Below are 26,395 nucleotides of genomic sequence, written 5' to 3' on the forward strand. Positions count from 1 at the left end.
GTCTCGCCGATGTCATGGCCCTTGCCGGCGCCCCGCTATGCTGATCCGCCCTTCCATGGAGCTCCGATGGACCTGAAGATCAACGGCCGCGTCCAGCCCCTGCCCGAACACGCCAGCGATCCGGCCATGCCGCTGCTGTGGGCGCTGCGTGACGGGCTGAACCTGACCGGCACCAAGTTCGGCTGCGGCATCGGTGCCTGCGGGGCGTGCACGGTGCATCTCGACGGCCAGGCGGTGCGCGCCTGCGTGACGCCGCTGGCTGCCTGCGAGGGCAAGGCCGTCGGCACGATCGAGGCCCTGGGCAGCGCCGCGCAGCCGCACGCGCTGCAGCTCGCCTGGATCGCCCAGCAGGTGCCGCAGTGCGGCTATTGCCAGAGCGGCATGCTGATGGCCGCCGCCGCGCTGCTGGCGAAGAACCGCCAGCCCAGCGACGCCGACATCGACACAGCGATCACCAACCTGTGCCGCTGCGGCACCTACCCGCGCATCCGCGCGGCGATCAAGGCCGCCGCGGCGCAGATGGCGCCGGTGGCCGGCAAGAAGGCGGCGGCATGAAGCGCCGCACCCTGCTGCTCAGCGGCCTGGGCGCGGCCGGCGCGTTGCTGGTGGGCTTCGGCGCGCTGCCGCCTCGCAGCCGGCTGGGCCTTGCCGACACCCTGGCCGCGCACGAGGGCGAGATCGGCATCAACGGCTGGATCAAGATCACCGCCGACGGCGGCGTGCTGCTGGCAATGCCGCGCAGCGAGATGGGCCAGGGCGTGCACACCGCGCTGGCCCAACTGGTGGCCGAGGAGCTGGATGTGCCGCTGGAGCGTGTGCGCCTGATCCCCGCCGGCTTCGAGGCGATCTACGGCAACGTGGCCGGCTTCGTCGGCCAGTTGCCGCTGACGCCGCGCCAGATGGAGCCGGGCCAGGAGACCACCGTCGCGAAACTGGGCGCCTGGACCATCGCCAAGCTCGCGCGCGAGCTTGGCATCAACATGACCGGCGGCAGCTCCAGCGTGGCCGATGCCTGGGAGCCGCTGCGCTGGGCCGCGGCCACGGCCCGCGCGCAGCTGATGGGCGCCGCCTCGCTGCGCTGGAAGCTGCCGCGCGCGGAGCTGGCGCTGAAGGACGGCGTGATCTCGCATCCCTCGGGCGCGCACGCCCACTTCGGCGAGCTGGCCCGCGAAGCCGCCAACACGCCGCCCGGCGAGGTGCTGCTGAAGCCCCGCGCGCAGTGGCGGCTGATTGGCCAGCCGGCGCTGCGCCAGGACCTGCCCGCCAAGATCGACGGCAGCGCCCGCTTCGGCATCGACCAGCGGCCGGAGGGCGGGCCGCTGCTGTTCGCCACCGTCCGCCATGCGCCGATGCTGGGCGGCGCGCCCGGCGCGGTGCAGGTCGACGCGATCCGCCAGCAGCCGGGCGTGCTGCGCGTCGTGCTGCTGCCGCCCTATGCCGGCGGCCATACGGCCATCGCCGTCGTCGCGCGCACGAGCTGGCATGCGATGCGCGCCGCGCAGCAGATCGAAACCGACTGGCAGCCGCGGCCCGCCGGCCCGCTGGATTCGGAGGCGATCCGCCAGGCGCTGATGACGAGTGCGCGGCGCGCGGCCGACGGCGAAGACGGCTTCGCCTTCCGCAGCGAGGGCGATGCGGCCCAGGCGCTGGCCAGCGCCGCGAAGCGGGTCGAGGCGCTGTACGAAGTTCCTTACCTCGCCCACGTGGCAATGGAACCGCTGAACTGCACCGCGCGCGTGAAAGACGGCCGGGTCGAGCTGTGGCTGCCTACGCAGGTGCCAGGTCTTGCCCGCGCCGTGGCGGCCCGCGTGGCCGGTGTCGCGCCGGAGGACGTGGACGTCCACGTCAGCTACCTCGGCGGCGCCTTCGGGCGCCGGCTGGAGGCGGACTTCGTCGGCCAGGCGGTGCGCGTGGCGATGGAGACGAACGGCGCGCCGGTGCAGCTGCTGTGGCCGCGCGAGGAAGACACGACGCACGACTTCTACCGCCCGGCCGGCGCGGCGCTGATGCGCGCGGGGCTCGATGCCGCAGGCAGGCCCGTCGCGCTGCAGGTCGGCACGGCCGGCGACGCGATCTCGCCGCGCTGGATGGAACGCGTGCTGCCCGCACTGGCGGGCCCCATCGACATGCCGGACAAGACCACCAGCGAGGGCGTGTTCGACCACCCCTACGCCATCGCGGCCCAGCGCATCGCGCACGCGGCCACGCACAGCGGCGTGCCGGTCGGCTTCTGGCGCTCGGTCGGCCACTCGCACAACGCCTTCTTCACCGAGAGCTTCATCGACGAGCTGGCGCACGCCGCCGGCGCCGATCCGCTGGCCTTCCGCCTCGGCCTGCTGGATGGGTTGCCGCGCCACGCGGCGGTGCTGAAGCTGGCGGCGGACAAGGCCGGCTGGGGCCAGGTCTTGCCCATCGGCCGCGCGCGCGGGTTGGCTTTGCACGAGAGCTTCGGCAGCCTCGTCGCGCAGGTGCTGGAGGTCTCGCTCGAACAGGGAAGGCCGCGCGTGCACCGCATCGTCTGCGCGATCGACTGCGGCACCGTCGTCAACCCCGGCATCGTCGCGCAGCAGATGGAGGGCGGCGCGATCTTCGGCCTGACGGCGGCGCTGTACGGCCGCATCGACATCCGAGACGGCGTCGTGCAGCAGCGCAGCTTCCCCGACTACAAGCTGCTCACGATGGCGGAGGCGCCGGTGGTGGAGACGCACATCGTCGTCAGCGAGAACCCGCCCGGCGGCGTCGGCGAGCCGGGCGTACCGCCGGTGGCGCCAGCGCTGGCCAATGCGCTGTTCGCGCTGACCGGCGAGCGGCGGCGGCGCCTGCCCTTCGCCTAGCGTTGCTGCCCGTCGAAGCGCACCGGCTCGACGCCGCGCTTCTTCGCGCGGATCACCACGGTGCCGGCCAGCTTGTCGTGCCAGCCCTGCTTGCGCGAATCGAAGCCGACCCAGATCAGGCCCAGGCAGAACGGGATCGTCGAGACGAAGTAGCCCAGGTAGCGGCCGATCGCCTGGCCGGTGGACAGCTTGGCGCCGGTGGCCGCATCGACGACGCGGGCGCCGATGGCCATCTTGCCGGGCGTGGCCTGCCGCGTGAGCCAGAACACCACGACGATCGCCGCCGGCAGCACGTACGACAGCAAGAAGCTGCGCAGGCCGCCGGTGTGCGTCAGGCTCAGCGATTCGATGTCGCTCCAGTCGCCACCGTAGAGCAGGAAGCTGTCGGACGGGGTCAGCATGGAGACGAGCGGCGCCACCACCAGGCAGGCCAGCACCGTGTCGATCAGGCTCGCGCCGACGCGCGCCCAGAAACCCACGTATTCGAACTGCTCTGCGTCCCCGCGCTGCTCATCCATCGATTCATCTCCTGCTCGAGTCGTCCTTCTGACCGATCAAGCGTAGCAGCGTCTGCCGCAGCTTGGTCGCGTCGATGGGCTTGGTCAGGAAGTCGTTCATGCCGGCGGCCAGCGCGTCGTTGCGCTCGGACACCAGCGCCGCCGCCGTCAGCGCGACGATGGGCAGCTCGTCGGCCGGGTAGCGCTGGCGCAGCACGCGGGTGGCCTCGTGGCCGCTCATCACCGGCATCTGCACATCCATCAGCACCGCGTCGAAGGGCTTGCCCATGCTGGCCGCGGCGTTGACGGCCTCGATCGCCTGGCTGCCGTCGTTGGCCTGCGAGACCTCCAGCTCCCACTGCTGCAACTGCGCGACGGCGATCATCATGTTGACCGGATGGTCCTCGACGATCAGCACGCGCCGCCCGCGCAGGCCGGCCGAGCCGGCCGGGTGCTCGTCGCGCGGCTGGCTCGGGCTGATCGGCGCCGGCGCGGCCGGCAGCGGCAGCTCGGCCCAGAAGGTGGCGCCGTGGCCGAACTCGCTGACGACGCCGACCTCGCCGCTCATCAGCGTGGCCAGCTCGCGGCAGATGGACAGGCCCAGGCCCGTGCCGCCGAAGCGCCGCGTGGTGGACTCATCGGCCTGGGTGAAGGGCTGGAACAGGCGCTCGTTCAGCGCCGGGTCGATGCCGGGACCGGTGTCGCTGACCTCGAAGCGCACGCGATCGTTGCCCAGCGAGGTCACGCGCACTTCGACACCGCCGCGCTCGGTGAACTTCAGCGCATTGGTCAGGTAGTTGCTCAGGATCTGGCGCATGCGCACCTGGTCGCCGACGACCCAGGCCGGCACGCCCTCGCCGACCTCGACCTTGAACGACAGCCCGCGCGCCTGTGCCAAGGTCAGGTAGGCCATGCGCATCGTCGACAGCATGTCGCGCAGCGCGAAGGGCGCGGCCTCCAGCTCGAGCCGGCCGGCCTCGATCTTGGACAGGTCGAGGATGTCGGAGATCAGGCCGGACAGGCTCTCGGCGCTGTCCAGCATCTGGTCCAGCAACTGGCGGCGCGAGCCGTCGTCCAGGTCGGGCTGCTGCAGCATGCGCGCCAGGCCCAGCAGGCCGTTCAGTGGCGTGCGGATCTCGTGGCTGGTGTTGGCGAGGAAGGCGCTCTTGGCGCGGCTGGCGGCCTGCGCCTCGTTCTTCGCCTGTGCCAGTGCCGCCTCGACGCGGCGGCGCTCGGTGATGTCTTCCATGATCCAGATCGTGCCGCCGCGGCTCGGGTGATTCGGGTCCACCGCCTTGGCCAGGATCCGGCAGAGGAACAGGCTGCCGTCCTTGCGGCGCATCTGCCGCTCGATCTCGATCTGCTCGCCGGCCGCCAGCCGCGGGCCGACCTCGGCGCCGATGGCGATGTAGTCCTGCTGGCTGGGCCAGACGACGCTGCCGTGCTGGCCGATGAGGCTGCCGGCCGGCCAGCCGAACATCGCCTCGACCAGCGGATTCACCTGCACGAAGACCTGCTCGCGCGTCAGCGTGATGCCGATCGAGGCGTTGGCGAGGATGGCCTCGTGGACCAGGCGCGTGCGCTCGGTCTCGGTGACGTCGCGCGCGTTGATGACCAGGTACTGCTGGCCGTCCATCGCGAACGGCGCCGCCGACATCAGCATCGAGATCGGCTCGCCGCTCTTGGTGGAGAAGGTGATCGGCAGGTTGGCCACGCGGCCATGCAGGCTCACGGCCTCCATCACGCGGGTGCGCTCCTGGCCGTCGCGCCAGATGCCCAGCTCGTCGGCGGTGCGGCCCATCACCTCGGCGCTGGCATAGCCGGTGAGCTGCTCGAAGGTGCGGTTGACCATCGCATAGCGGCCGGTGCTCATCTCGGTCAAGGTGATCACGTCGGGGCTGGTGGCCACCAGGTGCGACAGCAGGCCCTCCGAGCGGCGCAGCGCCTCGGCGGCGCGCGAGGCCTCGGTCTGGTCGATGAAGAAGGACAGCGTGGCCGGCCCGCCGATCGCGTCCACGCGCACGCTGGTGGCCTGCACCAGGCGGCGGCGGCGCGACAACGTGCGCAGCCGGTACTCGGACATCGGCAGCATCGCGCCGACGGCCATCGCTTCGATCTTGGCGCTGCGCTGGCGGGCACGCTCGTCGTCGCCCGGCTCGTAGTGCGAGAACAGGTCCTGGCCGACCATGCTGGAGCGCTGCGTGTAGCCGAACATCGCCATCGCGGCGGGGTTCACATCCAGCACGCGACCCCAGCGGTGCAGCACCAGCGGCGAGGGCGAGCGGCGGAACAGCTCGCGGTAGCGCGTCTCGGTGGCGTGGATGGCTTGCTCGGCCTGCACCTCCACCGTGACGTCGCGGCCGACACCCCAGTAGCCGCGGAAATTGCCCTGCGCATCGAAGCGCGGCTCGCCGCTGATCGAGACGAAGCGGGTGCCGCCGTCCAGGCCGCGGCGCCGCGCGACGAGGCCGTGGAAGGGGCGGTGCGATTCGAGGTCGGCGCGGTGCGCGTCCAGTTCCTCGTCGGACAGGCCCATCGACTCGATCTCCCACGGCGCCTTGCCCAGGCGCGCGGCCGGGTCCAGGCCCGAGGTGCCGGGCACCTCCTCGGCGACGTGGGTGAAGCGGTACTCGCGGTCCATCTCCCAGTACCAGTCGGCGGCCATCCGCAGCAGGTCGCGGAAGCGCGCATTGCGGTCGCCCACCTCGCGCGCCGAGCGGTGCACCACGCGCAGCAGGCCCCAGCCGACGGCCAGGCCGGTGCCGAGCAGCAGCACCTGCGCGCCGAAGCTGAAGGGCAGGCCCGGCAGCACCGGCGGCACGGGCAGGCCGCCGTGCAGCGCCGCCCACATCAGGCCGCCGAGCGCCGCGAGGCCGAGCGCGCCCAGCATCAGGCCCGCGCGCAGGCCCAGGATGCCGGTGGCCAGCGCCACCATCAAACCCATCATCGCCAGGCCCACCGAGTGCAGGCCGGCGCCGCGCGACACGGCGCTGCACACCGCCAGCGCCATGATCAGCGCCTGCACGAAGGCCAGCATCGCCGCGGCATGGCGGCGCTGCAGCCGCCACAGGCCGCCCAGGCTCACCGCCGCAGCGAAGGCGGCCAGCAGCGGCGGCAGCAGGCCTTGGAAAGGCTCGTCGGCACGCCGGGTGGCCAGCAGCACGAGGCACAGCAGCGCCAGCACCAGCGCGCAGGCGCCCAGGATCAGGCGCACGGCGCGCCAGCGCACGTTGCGCTCCAGCAGCGTGCGCTTTTCGGCCGTGCCAGGCTCCTGCCCGACCAGGCTGCTCAAGTCATCGAGGGTATCGGTGTCCACCATGGCCCGCGCAGTCTCCCCGAGAACGGGCGCTTGTGACCATCGGTAAGCGCCGGAAGCGCGCGGCGGGTGCAGCGGTCAGCCGATTCTGGGCATTAGTGCGCAATCCCGCGCTGGCGTGCGAGCAACGAAACAGGCGGACATCGCCCGTTCGGACTATGCGGACCGAGGCTTGGCAGCGTTCAGCTGCGCCCGCGTCTGCTGCGCCACGCGGCGCGCGGCGGCAGCGAAGTCATCGCCCGCGCTGGCATACAGCACCGCCCGCGAGGAGCTGACGATGATCGGCCCGGTGGTGCCCTGCGCGTCGCCGCGCCAGCCGGCCTTGACGGTGGCGTCCGCGTCGCCGCCCTGCGCGCCGATGCCGGGGATCAGCAGCGGCAGCGTAGGCGCCAGTTCGCGCACACGGGCGATCTCGCCAGGGAAGGTGGCGCCGACGACCAGGGCCAGCTGCCCGTTGGTGTTCCAGGCCGACTGCGCCTGCGCGGCCAGGTGCTCGTACAGGCGTGGCTGGCCCGGCACGTCGGCCAGGCGCTGGTTCTGCCAGTCGCTGCCGCCCGGGTTCGACGTGCGGCACAGCACGATCACGCCCTTGTCGGGGTAGCGCAGGTAGGGCTCGATGGTGTCGAAGCCCATGAAGGGCGACAGGGTCACCGCGTCGGCCTGGTAGCGCACGAAGGCCTCGCGGGCGTACTGCTCGGCGGTGGAACCGATGTCGCCGCGCTTGGCGTCGAGGATCACCGGCACCTGCGGCGCCACGCGCTTGATGTGGGCCATCAGCCGTTCGAGCTGGTCCTCGGCGCCGTTGGCGGCGAAGTAGGCGATCTGCGGCTTGAACGCGATCACCAGGTCCTTGGTCGCGTCGACGATGGCGGCGCAGAAGTCGTAGATGCGCGAGGGATCGTTCTTCCAGGCGCCGGGGAATTTGGACGGTTCGGGATCCAGGCCCACGCAGAGCAGCGAGTCGTTGAGCCGCTCTGCGGCATGCAGTTGCTGGATGAAGTTCATGATTGTTCTGGCAGGCGTGAAGTGCCGTATTGTCCGGGTTTTGAAAACACGACCTTCGTCATCATGCTCGTGCTCGAAACCGAGAGACTGCGCCTGCGCTGGTATGCCGAGGCCGACGCGCCCTTCATCCTGAAGCTGCTGAACGAACCCTCGTGGATCGCCAACATCGGCCAGCGCAACGTCCACACCTTGGACGACGCGCGCACCTGGATCCGCGAGCGGCTGATCGGCAATTACGAGAAGCAGGGCTTCGGCTTCTGGGCGGTGGAGCGCCGCGCCGATGGAGCGCTGATGGGCATGTGCGGCCTGGTCAAGCGCGACACGCTGCCGGCCGTCGACATCGGCTACGCCTTCCTACCGGCCTTCTGGGGCCAGGGCTACGCGCGCGAAGCCGCGGCGGCCTGCCTGGACTACGCCCACCGGGTGCTGGGCCTGCGGCGCGTGCTGGCGATCACCGGGCCGGACAACGCGGCCTCGGCCGGCGTGCTGGAAGCGATCGGCCTGACCTACGAGGACACGCGGGTGCTGGAGGGCGAGGAGCGCCTGACCCGGGTGTTCTCGATCGACTTCTGACCGTGGATGCAGGGCGTATTCGGGCCGAGCGCCGGGCCGCCCCAAGCCGGCCCGCGCTGGCGATGCTTGCGGCTCGATGCCACAAGCATCGCCGCCATTGGCCAGGGCCAACGGCGCTCGCCAGGCACAAACAGTCCCCCGGACTGTTTGTGTCCGGGCTCGCTCCCCTCGGGGGACCGACCAGGCTTGCCCGCGTTCAGCGGGGCAAACCTGGGCGAGGGGCACCATCTCAGCGCGTGCCGATCCGCTCCAGCTCGCGCTTGGCCATCGAGTACTCGTTGAACTCGACGACGCCGGTGTCCAGGCTCTTGCGCAGGTAGCCGCGCGCCTTGGCGAGGTCCTGGTCGGCCAGGGCCTTCTGTGCGGCGTAGAAGTACAGCTCGCATTCGCGGCCGGGGCGGGCCTTGGCATCCTCGCGGGCGGCGACCAGCGCGCCATCGAGGTCGAGCCGGCCCTGCATCAGCTGCAGCACCGCATAAGGCCAGGCCGGCTGGCTGTCGCTGGGCGGCTGCACGGCCTGGGCACCGGCCTCGTCGCCGAGCCGGCGCGACACCAAGTAGAGCCAGATGCCGCCGTAGCTGCGTTCGACCTCGGCGGGGCTCGTCTGCAGGATGTCCTTCAGCTCGTCGCGCGCGGCAGGCAGCTGGTTGCCGAAGTAGTTGGCCCAGACGCGGGTGTAGCGCGGGCCGGTGTCGCTCGGCGCCAGCGCCAGCGCGCGGTCGGCGTGCTCGACGGCCTCGGCATCCTGGCGGCGCATCAGCGCATTGGCGGCCAGCGCGCCGTGGATCTCGGCGTTGTCGGGGTCGAGCTTCAGCGCCTCCTCGAAGGCGAGCTTGCCGCCGTCGGGCAGGCCCAGCAGGTCGAGCTGGACGCCGCGTTCCTGCAGCACCTGGGCGCGCGGCTTCGGCGGCAGGCGGTTGGCCTCCAGCTCGCGGTCGGCGATCAGCAGCCTGGTGCGCACGGACACCTGCTCGGCCGTCGTCACCTTGACGGTACCGCGCTTGATGCTGTCGCCCAGCTCGTCGAGCGACTTGCGCAGGCCCGCGAGTTGCGCCGGCGCGAGCGCCGGCACCGTCAGCGCCGAGCCCAGGCGCGGCAGCACCTTGGTCAGCTTGTCGCGGTAGGCGCTCCACTTGCCGGCGGCGATCTCGTCGGCATTCAGCGCCAGCTCGCCGTCGACCTGCTGCGAACGAGCCGCAGAGGCATAGCGCAGATGCAGCGCGAACCAGTCGTTGGTCTCGTCGAAGCGGCCCGTCCCGTTGCCGGCGCTGGGCGGCGCGAAGGCATCCTCGCCGAACTCGAAGCGCAGCTTGTAGAGGTAACGACCCGGCCCGCCGATCTGCATCGCCTCGGTGCGGGGCGTCTGGTTCGGCAGGCGCAGCGGCACGATCAGGTCCAGCAGGATGAAGTCGCCGACCAGCGTGCGCTTGTCGGGGAAGCGCCAGTAGTTCGCGCCAGTGCCGAAGCGCAAGCTCACCTTCAGCGCATTGCTGCCGTCGACCTCCTCGATCAGCGCCTGCCCCTGCTGGCTGAACGAAGGCCAGGCGCGCGAGATCTCGCCGATCAGCGCCTTCTGCAGTTCCTCGGCCGGCATGCTGTCGCGCGCGGCACGCAGCCATTCCGCCATCTCGCCGTGATAGACGGTGACGCTCTCGAAGCTGCCTTCCTCGGCCAGGCGCGGGAAGCGCAGGGTGGCGGTGGTCTCGCTGCGCAGCGCCTCGCGGGCAGGCGGCATCGTGCTGAGCGCCGTGACCCCGCTGCGCGCGATGAGGCCGCGGCCCAGGCCGTAGCTCTGGCGCGTCTGCGGCGCGCCGCTCTGCTGGCCGCGCGTGCCGTCGAGCCACAGCGGCGTATCGGTGCCGGGCAGGGTGACGGTGGCGATCGCATGGTCGAAGGCCAGCGGGCTGGGCAGCCGGGCCTGCACCGCATCGCGCGCATAGGCAGAGACGAGCACCGGGGCGGCCTCGATGTCCAGCTGCTTGAGCAGGTTGACGAGCAGCGCGGCCTTGTCCTTGCAGTCGCCGAAGCGCTGCTTCAGCACCGTGTCGGCCGTGGCTGGCTGGTGCGAGTTGGCGCCCATCTCGGTGCCGAAGTAGCGGATGTCGCGCTGCACGAAATCGAGCGCCAGGCGCAGGCGTTCCTCCGGCGTGTCGCGGCCCGCGGCCTGCGCCTTCGCGCGGATCGCCTCGGCCTGCGCTGCCAGCGCGTCGCTACTGGCGCCCGCCTTGGCGAACAGGCGCTGGGCCCAGGCGGCCACGTCGGCCCAGTCGGCGAATTCGCTGAACTCGATCTGGTCGGCCAGCATCTCGCCCGGCGGCAGCAGCGGGTCGTAGTGGAACTGCGCCACGGCGCGGCGGCGGAAGGTGGTCTCGCGCCAGCCGTCCTTCGTCGTCTGCTGGGCGACCTCGATGCCCAGCGCCGTCCGCTCCCGGTGCCGGATCTCGCGCGCCGCCGGCGCCAGCAGCCGCACGTTGACGAGGCCGACCGGGCCGAGGCTGGCGCTGGTCCATTCCTGGTCGACGAACTTGCCGTCGAACACCGGGTTGTCGCCGACCAGCGAGGCGGCCCATTCGATGCGGTCGCCGACGCGCAGGTCGTCCAGCACGACGGAGGCGGTCATGCGGCCGTCGACCATCTGGCGCTCCAGATTGGGCTCGCGGTGCAGCAGCTTGACGAGCTTGCGGTCGGCGAGCTTGTCGATGCGCTTGCCCTCGCGCCAGATCTCCAACCGGTGGAAGACCAGGCGCTGGTAGGACGGGTCGAAGTCGACCTGGATCTGCGAGCCCTGCTGCAGGCCGGCGCTGTCAGTGATCTGGCGCACCGCGTGCTGGTAGCGCCAGGTGCCGCCGGCCGGATCGACGCGGGTCTGGTGATCCATCAGCAGCACCTGCACCGGCGCGGCGGGCAGCGTGATCGACGGGTCAGGCGATTGCGGGGCGACCCACGCAGGTGCCGGCGCCACCGAGTAGCCCTCGGGCGCCGCGGCCTTGGTGGCCGGCGCCTTGGCCGGCGCGGGCTTGGGCGCCGGTTTCGCGGGGACCTGAGCCATCGCCAGGCCCGCGGCCAGGCTCAATGAACACAAGGCCAGCAGGCCGCGCTGCGTCCTGGATGCGGTGATCGTCACGCTCGGAACTCCCCGATGTTTTGCGCGGGGAGTTTAGCGAGCGCGGGGTCAGGTCGTTCAGATCCTCTTGGCGAGGCTCTCGGCGCGGCCGGTGTAGTTGCCCGGCGTCAGCTCGCGCAGGCGGGCCTTCTCGGCCTCGGGCAGTTCCAGCGTGTCGATGAACTGGGCGATCGCCTCGCGCGTGATCGCCTTGCCGCGGGTCAGCTCCTTCAGGCGCTCGTAGGGGTTGGGCAGCGCGTAGCGGCGCATCACGGTCTGGATCGGCTCGGCCAGCACTTCCCAGGCGGAGTCGAGGTCGGCGGCCAGCGCGGCCTCGTTGATCTCCAGCTTGTCCAGGCCCTTCAGCAGCGAGTCGTAGCCGAGCACCGCATAGCCCAGCGCCACACCCATATTGCGCAGCACCGTCGAGTCGGTCAGGTCGCGCTGCCAGCGGCTGATCGGCAGCTTCTGGCTCAGGTGGGTCAGCAGCGCATTGGCCAGGCCGAAATTGCCCTCGGCGTTCTCGAAGTCGATCGGGTTGACCTTGTGCGGCATCGTCGAGCTGCCGATCTCGCCGGCCTTGGTGCGCTGCTTGAAGTAGCCCAGCGACACATAGCCCCAGACGTCACGCGACCAGTCGATCAGGATCGTGTTGGTGCGGGTCACCGCATCGAACAGCTCGGCCATGTAGTCGTGCGGCTCGATCTGGATCGTGTACGGGTTGAAGGTCAGGCCCAGCGCGCCTTCGATCACGCGCTGGCTGAAGGCTTCCCAGTCGTACTCCGGCCAGGCGCTCAGGTGGGCGTTGTAGTTGCCGACGGCGCCGTTCATCTTGGCCAGCAGCTTGACATCGGCGATGCGGCTGCGCGCCTGCGCCAGACGCGCGACGACGTTGGCGATCTCCTTGCCGACGGTGGTCGGGCTGGCGGTCTGGCCGTGGGTGCGGCTGAGCATCGGCACGGCGGCCAGGGTGCGGGCCATGTCGGTGAGCTTGGTGACGATCTTGTCGATCGTCGGCAGCAGCACCTCGGCGCGCGCGGCCTTCAGCATCAGGCCGTGGCTGGTGTTGTTGATGTCTTCGCTGGTGCATGCGAAGTGGACGAACTCGCCGGCGGCCTTCAGCTCGGCATTCGCCTCGAAGCGCGACTTCAGCCAGTACTCGACCGCCTTGACGTCGTGGTTGGTGGTCTTCTCGATGTCCTTGATCGCCTGGGCGTCGGCCTCGGAGAAGCGGGTGACGATGCTGCGCAGCAGGCCACGCGCGGCTTCCGACAGCGGCTTGAACTCGGCGAAGCCGCAATCCGACAGCGCGATGAACCACTCCACCTCCACCTGCACGCGGCGGTGCATCAGTCCGAACTCGGACAGCAGGGGGCGCAACGCGGCCACGCGCGAGGCGTAGCGGCCGTCCAGCGGCGAGAGGGCACTGAGGCTGGAGAGGGGGACGACGTTCATGTGGAGAGCTCGGGATAAGGGCTAACCCGTGATTTTAGCGGGGCCTAAATCGTCGCCCCTTCTTTGACCGGAGCCCGCCGGGCCAATGGCTAGAATCCCGACGAGCCTGGGCCACCCAGGGACGATGAGATCACCCCAGCATGAAACTAATCGGATCATTCACCAGTCCCTACGTCCGCAAGGTGCGGGTCGTGATGGCGGAGAAGAAGCTCGACTACCAGTTCGTGCTCGAAGACGTCTGGGCCAGCGACGCGATCCTGAAGATGAACCCGCTTGGCAAGGTGCCTTGCCTGGTGATGGAAGGCCAGGACTCGATCACCGGCGCCGTGTTCGATTCACGCGTCATCTGCGAGTACGTGGACACGCTGTCGCCAGTGGGCCGGCTGATCCCCGAACGCGGCCGCGAGCGCACCGAGGTGCGCACCTGGGAAGCGCTGGCTGACGGCGTGATGGACGCCGCCATCCTCGCCCGGCTGGAGCAGACCTGGTCCGGCCGCCAGGAGCAGGAGCGCAGCGAAGCCTGGGTCGAGCGCCAGATGCGCAAGGTCCACGCCGCCGTGCAGGCGATGAGCCAGGGCCTCGGTGACAAGAACTGGTGCTCCGGCAACCACTTCTCGCTGGCCGACATCTCGGTCGGCTGCGCCTTGAGCTACATGGATTTCCGCTTCCCGGACATCGACTGGCGCACCGACCAGCCGAACCTGGCCAAGCACTACGAGAAGCTCGCCGCGCGCCAGAGCTTCGTCGACACGGCGCCGCCTTCCGCCAACTGATCGAGCTGATCCACCGCTGGCAGCGCCGGCACCTGGTGCAGCCGCGTGTAGATGCGCCACAGGCGCTGCTCGACCTCGGCCACGCTCAGCAGCCAGCGCTCCCCGATCTCGGTGAGCAGCCAGCCCTGCGCCAGCAGGCTCAGCAGGTGATGATCCGCGCTGCTGAGGCCGCGACCGGTGGGGGTCAGGTCTTCGCCGGCGGCGGGATTCTGGGCAATCGCCAGGCGGCTGCGCGTCAGGCCGAAGGCCGCCAGCGCGCGCTGCGCGATCTGCGGCGTCATCGGCGCCCGGCGGTCGGCCAGCATGCGCAGGCCGGTGCTGAGGCCCTGGCCATCGCCGGTATCGGCGACATAGCTGCCCGCGCCGGCGGCAAGCGCGTCGAACAGCCGCAGGTCTTCCGCGCTGGTGCTCAGCAGCAGCACCGCCGGCCGTTCGGTCCAGCGGCGCAGTTCGAAGAGGAGACGGCTGGCATGGCCGTCCAGCAGGCGCAGGTCGCAGGCGACGATGTCGGGCCGCGCCGCGGCGATCGGGCCACCGGCTTCGCGAACCCGTTCGCTCTCGCCGCAGACCCACCAGCCCGCCAGGCGCGCCACCTCGGCGCGCGACTTTTGCAGGGCCGGCCGGCAACGGCGCAGCAGGAAGACGGAAGGCATGAAAGGAAAGCGGGGGCGGACGTCGCGTGGTCACCGGAACAGGTGGCGCGATTGTGCTCAGCCCCCGCGAGCGCACAACCCCGCGAGCGGGCGTCCCCCGGCTACGGTGTCATCGAGTGCAAGGCGATGCGGTTGCCTTCGCTGTCCAAGACCACCGAGCGCCAGCCGTGCGGGCCGATCTTGTGGCTGGGCTGCAGCACCTTGCCGCCATGGGCGGCCACCGCGGCCTCGGCCTGGGCCATGCGGCCGTCGGCGTTGAGGTAGACCAGCGCGCCGTTGGGGCAGGGTTTGTTGTCGTCGCTGGGTACGTAGAGGCAGCCGGCAACGTCATCCCCGCTGTGCGGGATCAGGCCGAAGCGGAAGCCCGGGCCGGTCTCGATGCGCACCGGCTCGCCGAACACGGCCGAGTAGAAGGCGACGGCGCGGTCGAGGTCCAGCACGGGGATGTCGATCCAGACGAAGCGATGGCTCATGGCGTATCTCCTTGCCCAACAACGATGAGCGAAAAGGTTGCCACATTTCCCCGCCGCTGCCTGTGCGGGTTCTACCGGATCAGCGGTCCCTTAACTCGGCACGCCCACCGGCCCCTGCGGCGCGAAGCTGCCCGCATCGGCCAGCGGCCAGTAGACCTGGAACACGTTCAGCGGCAGCTCGCCGGCCAGCAGCGCACCGGGCTTCACGAAGGGCACCAGGTTGGCCAGCAGCTTCACTTCATGCCGGCCGGTGCGCTGCACGATGTGCGAGGCGGTGATGTCGCCCGGGTGCTCCAGGCCCGAGGCCTGCACGAGCTCCTGCAGCGCCTTCAGCGTCTCCTCGTGGAAGCGGTACACGCGCTCGGCCTTGTCGGGCACGACCAGCGCCTGCTGGCGGTGCGGGTCCTGCGTCGTCACCCCGGTCGGGCAATGGCCGGTGTGGCAGCCCTGGGCCTGGATGCAGCCCAGCGCGAACATGAAGCCGCGCGCGGAATTGCACCAGTCGGCGCCCAGCGCCATCATCCGCGCGATGTCGAAGGCACTGACGACCTTGCCGGCGCAGCCGAGCTTGATCTTGTCGCGCAGGCTCAGGCCCACCAGCGTGTTGTGGACCAGCAGCAGCCCTTCCTGCAGCGGCGCGCCGACGTGGTCGGTGAACTCCAGCGGCGCGGCGCCGGTGCCGCCCTCGGCGCCGTCGATGACGATGAAGTCCGGCGTGATGCCGGTGAGTTGCATCGCCTTGGCCATCGCGAACCATTCCCACGGATGGCCAATGCAGAGCTTGAAGCCGGTGGGCTTGCCGCCGGAGAGATTGCGCAGCCGGTCGATGAATTCCATCATCTCGATCGGCGTGGAGAAGGCGCTGTGCGAGGCCGGCGAGATGCAGTCCTCGCCGATCTTCACGCCACGCGCCGCGGCGATCTCGGCCGTCACCTTCGGGCCGGGCAGCACGCCGCCATGACCCGGCTTGGCGCCCTGGCTGAGCTTGAGCTCGATCATCTTGACCTGCGGGTCCACCGCGGTCTCCTGGAACTTCTCGGCGCTGAACGTGCCGTCGACGTTGCGGCAGCCGAAGTAGCCGGAGCCGATCTCCCAGATCAGGTCGCCGCCATGCTTGCGGTGGTGGACGCTGATCGAGCCCTCGCCGGTGTCGTGCGCGAAGTTGCCGCGCTTGGCGCCGGAGTTCAGCGCCAGGATCGCGTTGGCGCTGAGCGCGCCGAAGCTCATCGCCGAGATGTTGAAGATGCTCGCGGAGTAGGGCTGCCGACGCTCGCCGCCGATGATGATGCGGAAATCGTGCGTGGGCAGTTTCGTCGGCACCACCGAGTGGTTGATCCACTCGTAGCCGTTGGCCGCCGTGTCCAGCTGCGTGCCGAAGGGCCGCTTGTCCGGGTCGCCCTTGGCGCGCTGGTAGACCAGCGAGCGCTGCTGGCGCGAGAAGGGCGCGGCCTCGTTGTCGCTCTCCAGAAAATACTGGCGCATCTCCGGCCGGATGTACTCCAGCAGGAAGCGCACATGGCCGATCACCGGGTAGTTGCGCAGGATCGAGCGCTTGGTCTGGCGCGAATCGACCCAGCCCAGGTAGGTGAGCCCGCCGAACACGAGCAGCCCCAGCGCATCGACGCGGCGCAGCGCGAAGCCCACCGCGAAGAAGATGAAGAGCAGCGCGCACAGCAGCCAGGTCGAGTAGCGCAACGGAAATTGGCGGTCGATGTGCCGCAGCCATGCCTGCATGGCGGTCCCCTTCTATGTTCTGTCGCCGGAGTATGACCTTCGGAAGGTCGCGCGGATGATGCTGCACAATCTTTGCGCACACAACGCAGGGAACCCGATGAGCATCAAGAGCGCCTTCCGGCCGATCGGCTGGCTTTTCTCACGCACCTGGTGGCTGCTCGACGGGATACGACGCGCGATCCTGAACCTGCTGCTGCTGGCGATCATCGTCGCCTTCGTCTTCGCCATCATCCACCGCGGCCCGAAGCCGCTGCAGCCGAAGACCGCGCTGGTGCTGGACCTCAGCGGCCAGCTGGTCGAGCAGTTCGCCGGCACCGCGCGCGAGCAGGCCATCGCCGAGCTGCGCGGCTCCACCTTGCCGCACCAGACCCGCCTGCGCGACGTGCTGCGCACGCTCGACGGCGCCGCCAAGGACGACAAGATCTCGATGCTCGTGCTGGACCTGGACGACCTGGCCGGCGCCGGCCTCGCCGGCCTGCACGAGGTGGCCGCCGGCATCCAGCGCTTCAAGGCCAGCGGCAAGCCGGTGCTGGCCTATGGCGACGCCTACAGCCAGCGCGCCTACTTCCTCGCCGCGCAGGCCAACGAGATCTACATGCACCCGATGGGCGGCGTGAACCTGACCGGCTTCGGCGGCTACCGCACCTACTACAAGGACGCGCTGGACCGCCTGGGCGTCAGCGCCAACGTGCTGCGCGTGGGCATGTACAAGAACGCGGCCGAGCCCTACTTCACCAACGGCCCGTCCAAGGCCACGCTGGAGGCCGACGGTGCGCTCTACGGCGAGCTGTGGAGCGGCTTCACCAGCGCCATCGAGACCGCCCGCAAGCTGCCCAAGGGTCGCATCGACAGCGACATCGAGCAGCTCCCGCAGCAGCTCGCCGCCGTCAAGGGCGACACCGCGCAGCTCGCGCTGCAGCAAAAGCTGGTGGACGGCATCAAGACCCGCGACGAGATGCGCGAGCTGCTGATGGCCCGCGGCGCCAAGACCGACGACGGCAAGAACTACCGCCACCTGAGCTTCGGCCAGTACGAGGCCTACCTGAAGCCCGATGCCGCCATCCCGCCGCCGGACTACGTCAGCGTCGTCGTGGCCGAGGGCGCGATCAGCGACGGCGAGGCCGGCCCCGGCAGCATCGGCGGCGATTCCACCGCCCGGCTGATCCGCCAGGCCCGCGAGGACGAGCACGCGAAGGCCATCGTGCTGCGCGTCAATTCGCCCGGCGGCAGCCCCTTCGCCAGCGAGATCATCCGCCGCGAGCTGGAACTGGCGCGCAAGGCCGGCAAGCCGGTCGTGATCTCGATGGGCGACGTGGCCGCCTCGGGCGGCTACTGGATCTCGATGGCGGCCGACCAGGTCATCGCCGACCCGGCCAGCATCACCGGCTCGATCGGCGTCTTCGGCATGCTGCCGACGGCCGACAAGCTGCTCGACAAGCTCTCGCTGCACACCGGCGGCACGACGACCACCTGGCTGTCCCAGGCCTATGACCCGCGCCGCCCGCTGGACCCGCGCATGGCCGAGGTGGCGCAGCAGGGCATCAACCGCATCTACGACGAGTTCACCACCCGCGCCGCGGCGGCGCGCAAGAAGACCGTGGGCGAGATCGATGCCATCGCGCAGGGCCGCGTCTGGACCGGCGCACAGGCACTGGAGCGCGGCCTGATCGACCGCACCGGCAGCCTGGACGACGCCTTCAAGGCCGCCGGCAAGCTGGCCAAGCTCGAAGGCGCCACGCCGCGCGTCGTCTACCTGGAACGCGAGCCGAGCCGCAGCGAGCGGCTGCTCGCCAGCCTCAGCGACGTGATGGCGCCGGCGATGGTCGACGCGCTGAGCGCGCGCCTGGGCGTGGCCGCCCTGCCCAAGGTGCCGGTGGCGCTGCAGCAGGCCAGCCAGGACCTGACCTGGCTGGCGGAACTGGCCGCGCCGCGAACGGACGGCCGGCCCTTCGCCGCGGCGGTGCACTGCCTGTGCACCGTGCCCTGATCAGGCCTGGCCCGGCAGCGGCGCCGCCGCGCTGACCAGCTTCTCCGCCCGCAGCTCGCGCCAGAAGTCGACCGGCACCACGGCATCGAGCGCCGCGCGGTCCTCCGCGATGCGGCCGGGCTTGCTGGCGCCGGGGATCACCGCCGCCACCGCCGGGTTCGCCAGCGCGAACTGCAGGCCGGCGGACTTCATGCTCACGCCGTGGCGGTCGGCGATCTTCTTGATGGCCGCGACCTTGGCAAAGATCTCCGGCTTGGCCGGCGCGTACTCGAAGTTCGGGCCGCCCACCAGGGCGCCGGAGCTGTACGGGCCGCCGACGACGATGCCCAGGCCGCGCTCGGCCACCTGCGGCATCACGCGTTGCAGCGCCCGCTCGTGGTCCAGCAAGGTGTAGCGGCCGGCGAGCAGGAAACCGTCGGGACGCGGCCCTTCCAGCGCCAGCAGCAGCTCGATCGGCTCCACGCGGTTGACGCCCAGGCCCCAGGCCTTGATGACGCCCTCGTCGCGCAGCCGGTCCAGCGTCTTGAAGGCACCCTTGCGCGCGCTCTCGAACATGGCCAGCCACTCGTCGCCGTAGAAGTCCTGCGCCACGTCGTGGACCCAGACGATGTCCAGCCGGTCGGTCTTCAGGCGCTTCAGGCTGTCCTCGATCGAGCGCAGGGTAGCGCTCTCCGAGTAGTCGTTGACGATGCGGTTGGGCCGGCCATGGCGGAACACGTCGCCCTTCTCGCCCAGGTCGCGCGCGCTGACGTCCTCGACCTCGTCGAGGATCAGCCGGCCGACCTTGGTGCTGATCACGTAGTCCTCGCGCCGCTTGTCGGCCAGCGCCTCGCCCATGCGCAGCTCGGCCAGGCCGGCGCCGTAGAAGGGCGCGTTGTCGAAGTAGCGGATGCCGTCGTTCCAGGCGGCGTCCACGGTCGCCTGCGCCTCGGCCTCGGGGATGTCGCGGAACATATTGCCCAGCGGCGCGGTGCCGAAGCCCAGCGGGCCGGGGAGCAGGTCTTTGATGCGGTTCATGTCGTTCTCCACAGAGGGTTTGATGGAACGAATGATGGGCGCCGCGGATCAATTCATCCAATTTATTTGGTGGATTCCAGATATTCATGTGAGAGCATGACTGGATGCGCTACGACCTGAACCTGCTGCCGGTCTTCCTGGCCTTGATGGAGGAGCGCAGCGTCACGCGCGCCGCCGAGCGGCTGGGCATCACGCAGCCGGCCCTGTCCAACGCACTGACCCGGCTGCGCACGATGCTGCAGGACCCGCTGTTCGTGCGCGAGCGCTACGGCATGCAGCCCACGGCCAAGGCCCAGGAGCTGGCGCCGGCCATCGCCGCCGCGCTGGCCAGCCTGGACGAGCTGGTGCTGGGCCAGCAGGCCTTCGACCCGGCGAAGGCCCATCAGCAGATCACCATCGCGCCGAACAGCTACGCGGAATATGCGCTGGTACCGGCCATCGTCGCGCGGCTGCGCGAGCAGGCGCCCGGCATCGCGCTGCGGCTCACGCCCTACGGCACCGACCTGGCCGAGACCGGCGTGATGTCGGGCACCACGGCGCTGGCGCTGGGCCGCTTCATCGACCCGCCGGAGAACCTCGTCGTCCAGCACCTGGGCGACGACGGCCTGGCCTGCATGGTGCGCGCCGACCATCCGACCGTCACCGGCAAGCGCATCACGAAGAAGCAGTTCGAGCAGCTGAAGCACGTCAACATGCTGCCGCCGGGGCGCCTGCGCGCGGGCCTCTTCCAGGTGCTGCAACGCGAAGGGCTGAAGCGCGAGGTGGCCGTGTCGGTGACGCACTTCCTGGCCATGCCGGAGATGGTGGCGGTGACCGACTACTGTGCGACCTTGCCCAAGCTGATCTGCCGCCAGCTGGCCGGCGATCCGCGCCTGAAGATCCTGCCGACACCGGTGGACCTGGGCACTTTCCCGATCGAGATGGGCTGGCACGCCCGCTACCGCAACGATCCGGCCCACCGCTGGCTGCGCGGCCTGATCGCGGAGGTGGTGGGCGAAATCAGCTCTCAGTCCAGGGTCTGACGGTAGCGCCGCATCGCCACCGCGCCGGCCACCAGCAGGAAGGCCAGCATCGGCCACAGCTCCGGCAGCAATTCCTGCCAGCCGTTGCCCTTGAGCATGATGCCGCGCACGATGCGCAGGAAGTGGGTCAGCGGCAGCACCTCGCCGATGACCTGCGCCCACTCCGGCATGCCGCGGAACGGGAACATGAAGCCGCTCAGCAGCATCGAGGGCAGGAAGAAGAAGAACGTGAGCTGCATCGCCTGCAGCTGGTTCTGCGCCAGGGTGGAGAAGGTGAAGCCGACGCCCAGGTTGGCCACCATGAACACGCCGATCATCGCCAGCAGCAGCGCGAGGCTGCCGATCATCGGCACCGCGAACAGCGCCCAGGCGGCGATCATGATGACGCCCAGCTGCACATAGCCGAGCACGACGTAGGGCAGGATCTTGCCGATCATCACCTCGAAGGGCCGCACCGGCGTGGCCAGCAGGTTCTCCATCGTGCCGCGCTCGCGCTCGCGCGTCATCGCCAGCGCGGTAAGCATCACCATCGTCATCGTCAGGATCGTGCCGATCAGGCCCGGCACGATGTTGTAGCGCGACAGACCCTCAGGGTTGTAGCGGCGCTGCAGGCGCAGCTCGAAGGGGTCGGGTCTTGCCTGCAGGGCGGCCAGCGACCCGACCAGATCGCGCGCCAGGCCCTGCGCGCCGAGCTGCTGCAGCGCGGCCAGCGCGTTGCCGGCGGCGGCCGGATCGGTGGCATCGGCCGCCACCAGCAGCGCGGGCCGCTCGCCGCGCACCAGCCGGCGCGAGAAATCGGCGGGCACGACGACGACGAACTGCACCTCGCCGCGCGCCAGCAGCTCGTCGGCCTCGCGCTCGCCAATACCGGTCTGCACGATCTTGAAATAGCCGCTGGTCTGCAGCGCGGCGACGAGGCTGCGGCTCATCGGGCCCGGATCCTGGCTGACCACCACCGTCGGCAGGCCCTTCGGGTCGGTATTGATCGCATAGCCGAACAGCACCAGCTGGACGATGGGCACGCCGACGGCCATCGCGAAGGTCAGCCGGTCGCGCAGCATCTGCTGGCATTCCTTGATGAAGATGGCCAGCATGCGCGCCCAGGAGAAGCGGTGTTCACGCGCCATCGAAGTTGTCCTTCGCGGCGTCGATCAGCTTGACGAAGACATCTTCGATGTTCTTCGCGCCGTCTACCTTGTCGATCAACTGCTGCTGCGTGCCCTGCGCCAGCACCTTGCCGTAGGCGATGTAGACCAGCTCGTCGCAGCGCTCGGCCTCGTCCATGTAGTGGGTGGAGACGAGCACGGTGATGCCCTCGCCGGCCAGGCGCTTGATCTGGTCCCAGAACTCGCGCCGCGCCTTCGGGTCGACGCCGGCGGTGGGCTCGTCCAGCAGCAGCAGCTTCGGGTCGTGCAGCAGGCAGGCGGCCAGCGCGAGCCGCTGCTTCCAGCCGCCGGAGAGCGAGCCGGCGAGCTGCTCCTGGCGGGTCTTCAGGCCCAAGCGCTCCAGGGCCTGGTCGACGACCTGTCGGCGCTGCGGCAGCTCGAAGAGCCGCGCCACGAAGTCCAGGTTCTGGCGGATCGACAGGTCTTCGTAGAGCCCGAACTTCTGCGTCATGTAGCCGACCTGGCGCTTCAGCTCCAAGGCCTGCTTGCGGAAGTCCAGGCCCAGGCAGCGGCCTTCGCCGGCATCGGGTGTCAGCAGGCCGCAAAGCATGCGCATCGTCGTCGTCTTGCCGCTGCCGTTGGGGCCGAGGAAGCCGACGATGCGGCCGGTGGCCACTTGCAGGTCGACGTCGTCGACGACCTTGCGGCCGTTGAAACTCTTGCTGAGCCCCTTAACGTCGATCGCCAGATCGCTCATGGCGAAAGGACATCCAAGGGCTGGCCGGGATGCAACCGCTCCGCATCCTTCGCATCGACCGGCCGCGCTTCAACCAGGAACACGAGCTTCGATCGCTGCTCGTTCGAATAGATCACCGGCGGCGTGTATTCGGCCTGGGCGGCGATGAAGGTGATCTTCGCCGCGATCGGCGCGCCGCAGCCGTCGCACTGCAGGCGCACCTGCTGCTGCATCTTCAGGCTGCCCAGCTCGGTCTGCGGCACGTAGAAGCGCGCCTTGCGGTTGGCCGGCGGCAGCAGGGCGACGACCGGCTGGCCAGCCTCCACCCATTCGCCGGGGCGGTAGAACACATCGGTGACGGCCGCGTTCGACGGCGCCACCTGCTGCGTCTGCTGCAGCTTCCATTCGGTCTGCGCGCGGCTGCTCTGCGCAGCGGTGGCGAGCGCGCGGGCGGACTCGCGCTGGTCGCTGCGGGCGGGCAGCTTCGCGGTGGCCAGCGCCGCCTGCAGTTCGTTCACGCGGGCCTGGGCCTGCTGATGCGCCAGTGCCTGATCGTCCACCTGCGCCGGCGCGATGAAACCCTGCTGCGCCAGGCCCTCGCGGCGGCGCAGCTCGGCGCGCGCCTGCTCGGCCTGCGTGATCGCCTGGCGCAGCTGCGCCTGCGACACCGCCAGCTCCTCGCGGCGCCGGCCCTTGTCGGTGTCTTCAGCCTGGGCCTGGGCGCTCAGCGCACGGGCCTGGGCCTCGGCATCGGCGGCGCGCTCCAGCGTGGCATCGAGCGTGAACAGGGGCTGGGCGGCCTGCACCGTGTCGCCGGCCGCGACGTTCAAGGTGGCGACGCGCCCGGCCACCGGCGCCGCCACGTAGACCGTCTCGCCCTCGGCATAGCCCGACCACCCGGGCGGCGGCTTCGGCGCGCAGGCATCCAGCACGAGCAGGGCCAGAGAAGCGGCGACGCAGCGGGCGTTCTTGTTCTTCATGAAGCGATTCTTGGGCAAAACGGGCTCCCGATATACTTCTTCCTCACAGCGCCGATTTATTCTGAATTGCGGGCGCTTTAAAAATTCCGCTAAAGAGGCGATGGAACAACCGGTTCGCGCATCTCTGGCGGGACCGGTTTTGTTTTTTCGGAGCGCCTCATGGCCAGCCTTGGTCACGTCAAGCCACAGACCCTGCATTTCGAGGAAGCGCTGCCGCTGCGCAGCGGCGCCACGCTCGCGAACTACGACATCGTCTACGAGACCTACGGCACGCTGAACGCCGCGCGGTCCAACGCGATCCTCGTCTGCCACGCACTGAACGCCAGCCATCACGTGGCCGGCACGCACGAGGGCGTCGAGAAGAGCGAAGGCTGGTGGGACAACCTGATCGGTCCCGGCAAGCCGCTGGACACCGACAAGTTCTTCGTCATCGGCATCAACAACCCGGGCTCCTGCTTCGGCTCGACCGGGCCGATGCATGTGAACCCGGCCACGGGCAAGGTCTACGGCGCGGACTTCCCCGTCGTCACCGTGCACGACTGGGTGGACGCCCAGGCCCGCGTGCTCGACCGCCTGGGCATCGGCCAGCTCGCCGGCGTGCTGGGCGGGTCGCTCGGCGGCATGCAGGCGCTGGACTGGTCGCTGCGCTACCCGGAGCGGCTGCGCCACTGCATCGCGATCGCCACCGCACCGAGCCTCTCGGCGCAGAACATCGCCTTCAACGAGGTCGCGCGCCGCGCGATCATCACCGACCCCGATTTCCACGGCGGCCACTTCTACGCGCACGGCGTGGTGCCGAAGCGGGGCCTGCGCGTGGCGCGGATGATCGGCCACATCACCTACCTCAGCGACGACGTGATGGAGCAGAAGTTCGGCCGCCAGATGCGCGCCACCGAGCTGGGCTACTCGACGCAGGATATCGAGTTCCAGATCGAGAGCTACCTGCGCTACCAGGGCGACAAGTTCAGCGAGTATTTCGACGCCAACACCTACCTGCTGATCACCCGCGCGCTCGACTATTTCGACCCCGCCACCGGCCACGGCGGCGACCTGAGCCGCACCTTCGCCAGCGCGCGCTGCAAGTACCTGGTCGCCAGCTTCACGACCGACTGGCGCTTCTCGCCGGCGCGCTCGCGCGAGATCGTCAAGGCGCTGTTGGACAACAAGCTCGACGTCTCCTACGCCGAGATCGACGCGCCCCACGGCCACGACGCCTTCCTGCTGGACGACCCGCGCTATCACGGCGTGCTGAAGGCCTATTTCGAACGGATGGCGAAGGAGTGCGCAGCATGAGCGCGACCGGCGTGATGGAACAGATCGCGGCACTGGTGCCCGAGGGCTCGCGCGTGCTGGACCTCGGCTGCGGCACCGGTGAACTGCTCAGTTACCTGCAGACAAGGCGCGGCTGTACCGGCTACGGCGTGGAGCTGAACGACGCCAACCTGCTGGCCTGCGTGCAGCGCGGCGTCAACGCGATCCAGCTGAACCTGGAAGAGGGCCTGTCGATCTTCGAGGACCAGAGCTTCGACGTCGTGCTGCAGCTCGAAACCTTGCAGCACCTGCGCAACACCGAGCTGATGCTGCGCGAGACGGCGCGCGTCGGCCGCACCGGCATCGTCAGCTTCCCCAACTTCGCCCACTGGCCGAACCGGCTGCAGGTGATGTTCGGCCGCATGCCGGTGACGCGCGTGCTGCCCTACGAGTGGTACGACACGCCCAACATCCGCGTCGGCACCTACGCCGACTTCGAGGTGCTGGCCCGCAAGAACGGCCTGCGCATCCTCGACAGCTTCGGCATCCAGGACGGCCGTGCGGTGCGAGTCCGTCCCAACCTGCTCTCAAGCATGGCAGTATTCAAGTTCGACAGGGGCTGATGCAGCGGACGGGGGTGGTCATGATCGGAGCGGGCAGGAAGAGCGAATTCGGCAACGATGCCGCGCGCCTGGTCTAGGGCACTGGCGCTCGCGGCGCTGCTGCTGGCCTGGCAGGGGCTGGCGCTGGCCGGTTGCTCGCGCACAGTGGTCGCGCCGATGGCCCCGTCAGGCCGCCTGGTATTCGCCGGCGAAGGCGACCGGCTGCGCGGAGTCTGGCCCGAACTGCTGGAGGAAGTGGGGCGCAGCGTCGGCTGCCGCTTCGCGATCGCGTCGATGCCGCGGCCCCGGATGGACATGGAATTCCTCGCCGGCCGCACGGTCGACCTGCTGATCTCCGCCACCCGCACGCCGGAGCGCGACCGCTGGGGCGAGTTCGTGCCGCTGTTCCGCCAGCCGCTGGTCATCGTCACGCGGCGCGACGAGCCGGTGCCCGGCAACCTGGCCGCCTTGCGCCAGAGCGGCTGGCGCATGGCGGTGCAGCGCAACTTCCACTTCAGCACCGAGTACCGCTCGCTGGTGAGCGAGTTGGAGGCCGCGGGCCGCGTCGACGCGGTCAACGGCACCGAGGCGGCCGCGCGGATGATCCGCGCCGGCCGCGTGGACTTCACGCTGATGTCCCCGCCCCAGGCTCAGGCGACGGCGGGCGGGGACCTCGTGTTCCGCCGCTTCGAGGACCTGCCGCTGATGGAGGTGGGGCTGTACCTGTCCCGTGCGCGGCTGAGCAGTGCGGACCTCACGCTGCTCCGCGATGCCCTGGGCCGCGCCGCCCGCGACGGGCTGGTGCGTCGCGTGTTCCTGCGCCACTACCTGCCCGAGATCGTCAACCTGAACCAGGGCTTGTAGCGCTACATTGGCGCTCCAACTCTTGAGTACAACGGAGACGAACATGATCGGCTACACCACCGTCGGCACCAACGACCTGCCGCGCGCCAAGGCTTTCTACGACGAACTGTTCGCCGTCATCGGCGCCAAGCGCCTGATGGAGTTCGACCGCGGCCTCGCCTGGGGCGTGGCGATGGACAAGCCCGGCTTCGGGCTGATGACGCCGTTCAACGGCGAAGCCGCTACTGTCGGCAACGGCCAGATGGTGGCGCTGGTCGTCGACGAACGCGCCAAGGTCGATGCACTGCACGCCAAGGCGCTTGCCCTGGGCGGCTGCTGCGAAGGCAAGCCCGGCGAACGCGGCCCCGGCTTCTACGCCGCGTACTTCCGAGACCTCGACGGCAACAAGCTCAACGCCTTCTGCATGAGGTAAGG

21 protein-coding genes, 1 pseudogene and 1 riboswitch are annotated in these 26,395 nt (G+C 69.9%); of the genes and pseudogenes, 10 read left to right on the forward strand and 12 right to left on the reverse strand.

Annotated elements, in window-relative coordinates; genetic code table 11:
- Window positions 1-66: 66 nt before the first annotated feature.
- A complete protein-coding gene (locus SNE35_RS08435; RefSeq protein ID WP_320422450.1) occupies window positions 67-555 on the forward strand; it encodes a (2Fe-2S)-binding protein in 489 nt (162 codons plus the stop codon).
- Entirely contained in the window at window positions 552-2,834 is a 2,283-nt protein-coding gene (locus tag SNE35_RS08440; protein ID WP_320422451.1) for a xanthine dehydrogenase family protein molybdopterin-binding subunit, read from the forward strand. Before SNE35_RS08435 ends, SNE35_RS08440 begins: the two co-directional genes overlap by 4 nt.
- Here SNE35_RS08440 and SNE35_RS08445 read toward each other — a convergent pair.
- The 3 genes from SNE35_RS08445 to pyrF form a co-directional block, all read right to left on the reverse strand.
- A complete protein-coding gene (locus tag SNE35_RS08445; protein WP_320422452.1) occupies window positions 2,831-3,352 on the reverse strand; it encodes an RDD family protein in 522 nt (173 codons plus the stop codon). The two genes, SNE35_RS08440 and SNE35_RS08445, sit on opposite strands and share 4 nt — an antisense overlap.
- Before the next feature lie 4 nt (window positions 3,353-3,356).
- Window positions 3,357-6,650, reverse strand: a complete 3,294-nt coding sequence (locus SNE35_RS08450) for a PAS domain-containing hybrid sensor histidine kinase/response regulator (protein ID WP_320422453.1) — start codon at window positions 6,648-6,650, stop codon at window positions 3,357-3,359.
- Window positions 6,651-6,803: 153 nt separating this feature from the next.
- On the reverse strand, window positions 6,804-7,652 hold the full coding sequence (gene pyrF / locus SNE35_RS08455; RefSeq protein WP_320422454.1) for an orotidine-5'-phosphate decarboxylase: 849 nt from the start codon (window positions 7,650-7,652) through the stop codon (window positions 6,804-6,806).
- A gap of 63 nt (window positions 7,653-7,715) precedes the next feature.
- On the opposite strand from pyrF, the gene SNE35_RS08460 reads away from it, so the two are divergent.
- Window positions 7,716-8,225 (forward strand): GNAT family N-acetyltransferase, encoded by a 510-nt coding sequence (locus SNE35_RS08460; RefSeq protein ID WP_320422455.1) that lies wholly within the window; start codon window positions 7,716-7,718, stop codon window positions 8,223-8,225.
- A gap of 229 nt (window positions 8,226-8,454) precedes the next feature.
- Here the strand turns inward: SNE35_RS08460 and SNE35_RS08465 are convergent, their stop codons facing one another.
- Together SNE35_RS08465 and purB are read right to left on the reverse strand one after the other, a co-directional pair.
- Complete coding sequence (locus SNE35_RS08465; RefSeq protein WP_320422456.1) at window positions 8,455-11,349, reverse strand: DUF3857 domain-containing protein; 2,895 nt, start codon at window positions 11,347-11,349, stop codon at window positions 8,455-8,457.
- Between the two features lie 57 nt (window positions 11,350-11,406).
- Window positions 11,407-12,783, reverse strand: a complete 1,377-nt coding sequence (gene purB / locus SNE35_RS08470; RefSeq protein ID WP_320422457.1) for an adenylosuccinate lyase — start codon at window positions 12,781-12,783, stop codon at window positions 11,407-11,409.
- A gap of 140 nt (window positions 12,784-12,923) precedes the next feature.
- Between purB and SNE35_RS08475 the strand changes: the two genes are divergently transcribed.
- Complete coding sequence (locus SNE35_RS08475) at window positions 12,924-13,556, forward strand: glutathione S-transferase family protein (protein ID WP_320422458.1); 633 nt, start codon at window positions 12,924-12,926, stop codon at window positions 13,554-13,556.
- Here the strand turns inward: SNE35_RS08475 and SNE35_RS08480 are convergent.
- From SNE35_RS08480 to SNE35_RS08490, 3 genes are all read right to left on the reverse strand, one after another.
- The gene (locus SNE35_RS08480; RefSeq protein WP_320422459.1) at window positions 13,496-14,209 is read right to left on the reverse strand and encodes a hypothetical protein; all 714 of its coding nucleotides are present in this window, start codon (window positions 14,207-14,209) and stop codon (window positions 13,496-13,498) included. The two genes, SNE35_RS08475 and SNE35_RS08480, sit on opposite strands and share 61 nt — an antisense overlap.
- Before the next feature lie 101 nt (window positions 14,210-14,310).
- Entirely contained in the window at window positions 14,311-14,682 is a 372-nt protein-coding gene (locus tag SNE35_RS08485) for a VOC family protein (protein ID WP_320422460.1), read from the reverse strand.
- 90 nt (window positions 14,683-14,772) lie between these two features.
- Window positions 14,773-16,416 (reverse strand): FMN-binding glutamate synthase family protein, encoded by a 1,644-nt coding sequence (locus SNE35_RS08490; protein WP_320422461.1) that lies wholly within the window; start codon window positions 16,414-16,416, stop codon window positions 14,773-14,775.
- Between the two features lie 97 nt (window positions 16,417-16,513).
- On the opposite strand from SNE35_RS08490, the gene sppA reads away from it, so the two are divergent.
- A complete protein-coding gene (gene sppA, locus SNE35_RS08495; RefSeq protein ID WP_320422462.1) occupies window positions 16,514-18,403 on the forward strand; it encodes a signal peptide peptidase SppA in 1,890 nt (629 codons plus the stop codon).
- Here the strand turns inward: sppA and SNE35_RS08500 are convergent, their stop codons facing one another.
- Window positions 18,404-19,420, reverse strand: a complete 1,017-nt coding sequence (locus SNE35_RS08500) for an aldo/keto reductase (protein WP_320422463.1) — start codon at window positions 19,418-19,420, stop codon at window positions 18,404-18,406.
- Between the two features lie 104 nt (window positions 19,421-19,524).
- On the opposite strand from SNE35_RS08500, the gene SNE35_RS08505 reads away from it, so the two are divergent.
- Window positions 19,525-20,442 carry a LysR family transcriptional regulator gene (locus SNE35_RS08505; protein ID WP_320422464.1) on the forward strand — a complete coding sequence of 306 codons (918 nt, stop codon included), beginning with the start codon at window positions 19,525-19,527 and terminating at the stop codon, window positions 20,440-20,442.
- On the opposite strand, the gene SNE35_RS08510 is transcribed toward SNE35_RS08505, so the two are convergent.
- The 3 genes and pseudogenes from SNE35_RS08510 to SNE35_RS08520 all read right to left on the reverse strand — a co-directional run bounded on the left by SNE35_RS08510 (window position 20,427) and on the right by SNE35_RS08520 (window position 23,264).
- Window positions 20,427-21,569 (reverse strand): ABC transporter permease, encoded by a 1,143-nt coding sequence (locus SNE35_RS08510; protein WP_320422465.1) that lies wholly within the window; start codon window positions 21,567-21,569, stop codon window positions 20,427-20,429. The genes SNE35_RS08505 and SNE35_RS08510 overlap by 16 nt on opposite strands.
- 73 nt (window positions 21,570-21,642) lie before the next feature.
- Window positions 21,643-22,305: pseudogene (locus SNE35_RS08515) on the reverse strand (ABC transporter ATP-binding protein); the annotation flags it as partial.
- Window positions 22,302-23,264, reverse strand: a complete 963-nt coding sequence (locus SNE35_RS08520; RefSeq protein WP_320422466.1) for an HlyD family secretion protein — start codon at window positions 23,262-23,264, stop codon at window positions 22,302-22,304. The pseudogene SNE35_RS08515 and the gene SNE35_RS08520, both read right to left, overlap by 4 nt.
- Window positions 23,265-23,302: 38 nt before the next feature.
- Window positions 23,303-23,378: riboswitch (SAM riboswitch) on the forward strand.
- A gap of 45 nt (window positions 23,379-23,423) precedes the next feature.
- Between SNE35_RS08520 and metX the strand changes: the two genes are divergently transcribed.
- The 4 genes from metX to SNE35_RS08540 are packed head-to-tail and all read left to right on the forward strand — an operon-like array spanning window position 23,424 to window position 26,393.
- Window positions 23,424-24,557 carry a homoserine O-succinyltransferase MetX gene (metX, locus tag SNE35_RS08525; RefSeq protein ID WP_320422467.1) on the forward strand — a complete coding sequence of 378 codons (1,134 nt, stop codon included), beginning with the start codon at window positions 23,424-23,426 and terminating at the stop codon, window positions 24,555-24,557.
- Window positions 24,554-25,138: a methionine biosynthesis protein MetW gene (gene metW / locus SNE35_RS08530; protein WP_320422468.1), complete on the forward strand. Its 585-nt coding sequence runs from the start codon at window positions 24,554-24,556 to the stop codon at window positions 25,136-25,138. The genes metX and metW overlap by 4 nt, the downstream gene beginning before the upstream one ends.
- A gap of 57 nt (window positions 25,139-25,195) precedes the next feature.
- Window positions 25,196-25,981: a substrate-binding periplasmic protein gene (locus SNE35_RS08535; RefSeq protein WP_320422469.1), complete on the forward strand. Its 786-nt coding sequence runs from the start codon at window positions 25,196-25,198 to the stop codon at window positions 25,979-25,981.
- Window positions 25,982-26,024: 43 nt separating this feature from the next.
- Complete coding sequence (locus SNE35_RS08540; protein ID WP_320422470.1) at window positions 26,025-26,393, forward strand: VOC family protein; 369 nt, start codon at window positions 26,025-26,027, stop codon at window positions 26,391-26,393.
- Window positions 26,394-26,395: the final 2 nt, after the last annotated feature.

The organism is Roseateles agri (assembly GCF_034043675.1).
GTDB lineage: Bacteria > Pseudomonadota > Gammaproteobacteria > Burkholderiales > Burkholderiaceae_C > KK5.

Coding starts and splice junctions, on each gene's coding strand:
- SNE35_RS08435 (WP_320422450.1), top strand. CDS start 67: ATGGACCTGAAGATCAACGGCCGCGTCCAGCCCCTGCCCGAACACGCC.
- SNE35_RS08440 (WP_320422451.1), top strand. CDS start 552: ATGAAGCGCCGCACCCTGCTGCTCAGCGGCCTGGGCGCGGCCGGCGCG.
- SNE35_RS08445 (WP_320422452.1), bottom strand. CDS start 3,352: ATGGATGAGCAGCGCGGGGACGCAGAGCAGTTCGAATACGTGGGTTTC.
- SNE35_RS08450 (WP_320422453.1), bottom strand. CDS start 6,650: ATGGTGGACACCGATACCCTCGATGACTTGAGCAGCCTGGTCGGGCAG.
- pyrF (WP_320422454.1), bottom strand. CDS start 7,652: ATGAACTTCATCCAGCAACTGCATGCCGCAGAGCGGCTCAACGACTCG.
- SNE35_RS08460 (WP_320422455.1), top strand. CDS start 7,716: ATGCTCGTGCTCGAAACCGAGAGACTGCGCCTGCGCTGGTATGCCGAG.
- purB (WP_320422457.1), bottom strand. CDS start 12,783: ATGAACGTCGTCCCCCTCTCCAGCCTCAGTGCCCTCTCGCCGCTGGAC.
- SNE35_RS08475 (WP_320422458.1), top strand. CDS start 12,924: ATGAAACTAATCGGATCATTCACCAGTCCCTACGTCCGCAAGGTGCGG.
- SNE35_RS08480 (WP_320422459.1), bottom strand. CDS start 14,209: ATGCCTTCCGTCTTCCTGCTGCGCCGTTGCCGGCCGGCCCTGCAAAAG.
- SNE35_RS08485 (WP_320422460.1), bottom strand. CDS start 14,682: ATGAGCCATCGCTTCGTCTGGATCGACATCCCCGTGCTGGACCTCGAC.
- SNE35_RS08490 (WP_320422461.1), bottom strand. CDS start 16,416: ATGCAGGCATGGCTGCGGCACATCGACCGCCAATTTCCGTTGCGCTAC.
- sppA (WP_320422462.1), top strand. CDS start 16,514: ATGAGCATCAAGAGCGCCTTCCGGCCGATCGGCTGGCTTTTCTCACGC.
- SNE35_RS08500 (WP_320422463.1), bottom strand. CDS start 19,420: ATGAACCGCATCAAAGACCTGCTCCCCGGCCCGCTGGGCTTCGGCACC.
- SNE35_RS08505 (WP_320422464.1), top strand. CDS start 19,525: ATGCGCTACGACCTGAACCTGCTGCCGGTCTTCCTGGCCTTGATGGAG.
- SNE35_RS08510 (WP_320422465.1), bottom strand. CDS start 21,569: ATGGCGCGTGAACACCGCTTCTCCTGGGCGCGCATGCTGGCCATCTTC.
- SNE35_RS08520 (WP_320422466.1), bottom strand. CDS start 23,264: ATGAAGAACAAGAACGCCCGCTGCGTCGCCGCTTCTCTGGCCCTGCTC.
- metX (WP_320422467.1), top strand. CDS start 23,424: ATGGCCAGCCTTGGTCACGTCAAGCCACAGACCCTGCATTTCGAGGAA.
- metW (WP_320422468.1), top strand. CDS start 24,554: ATGAGCGCGACCGGCGTGATGGAACAGATCGCGGCACTGGTGCCCGAG.
- SNE35_RS08535 (WP_320422469.1), top strand. CDS start 25,196: ATGCCGCGCGCCTGGTCTAGGGCACTGGCGCTCGCGGCGCTGCTGCTG.
- SNE35_RS08540 (WP_320422470.1), top strand. CDS start 26,025: ATGATCGGCTACACCACCGTCGGCACCAACGACCTGCCGCGCGCCAAG.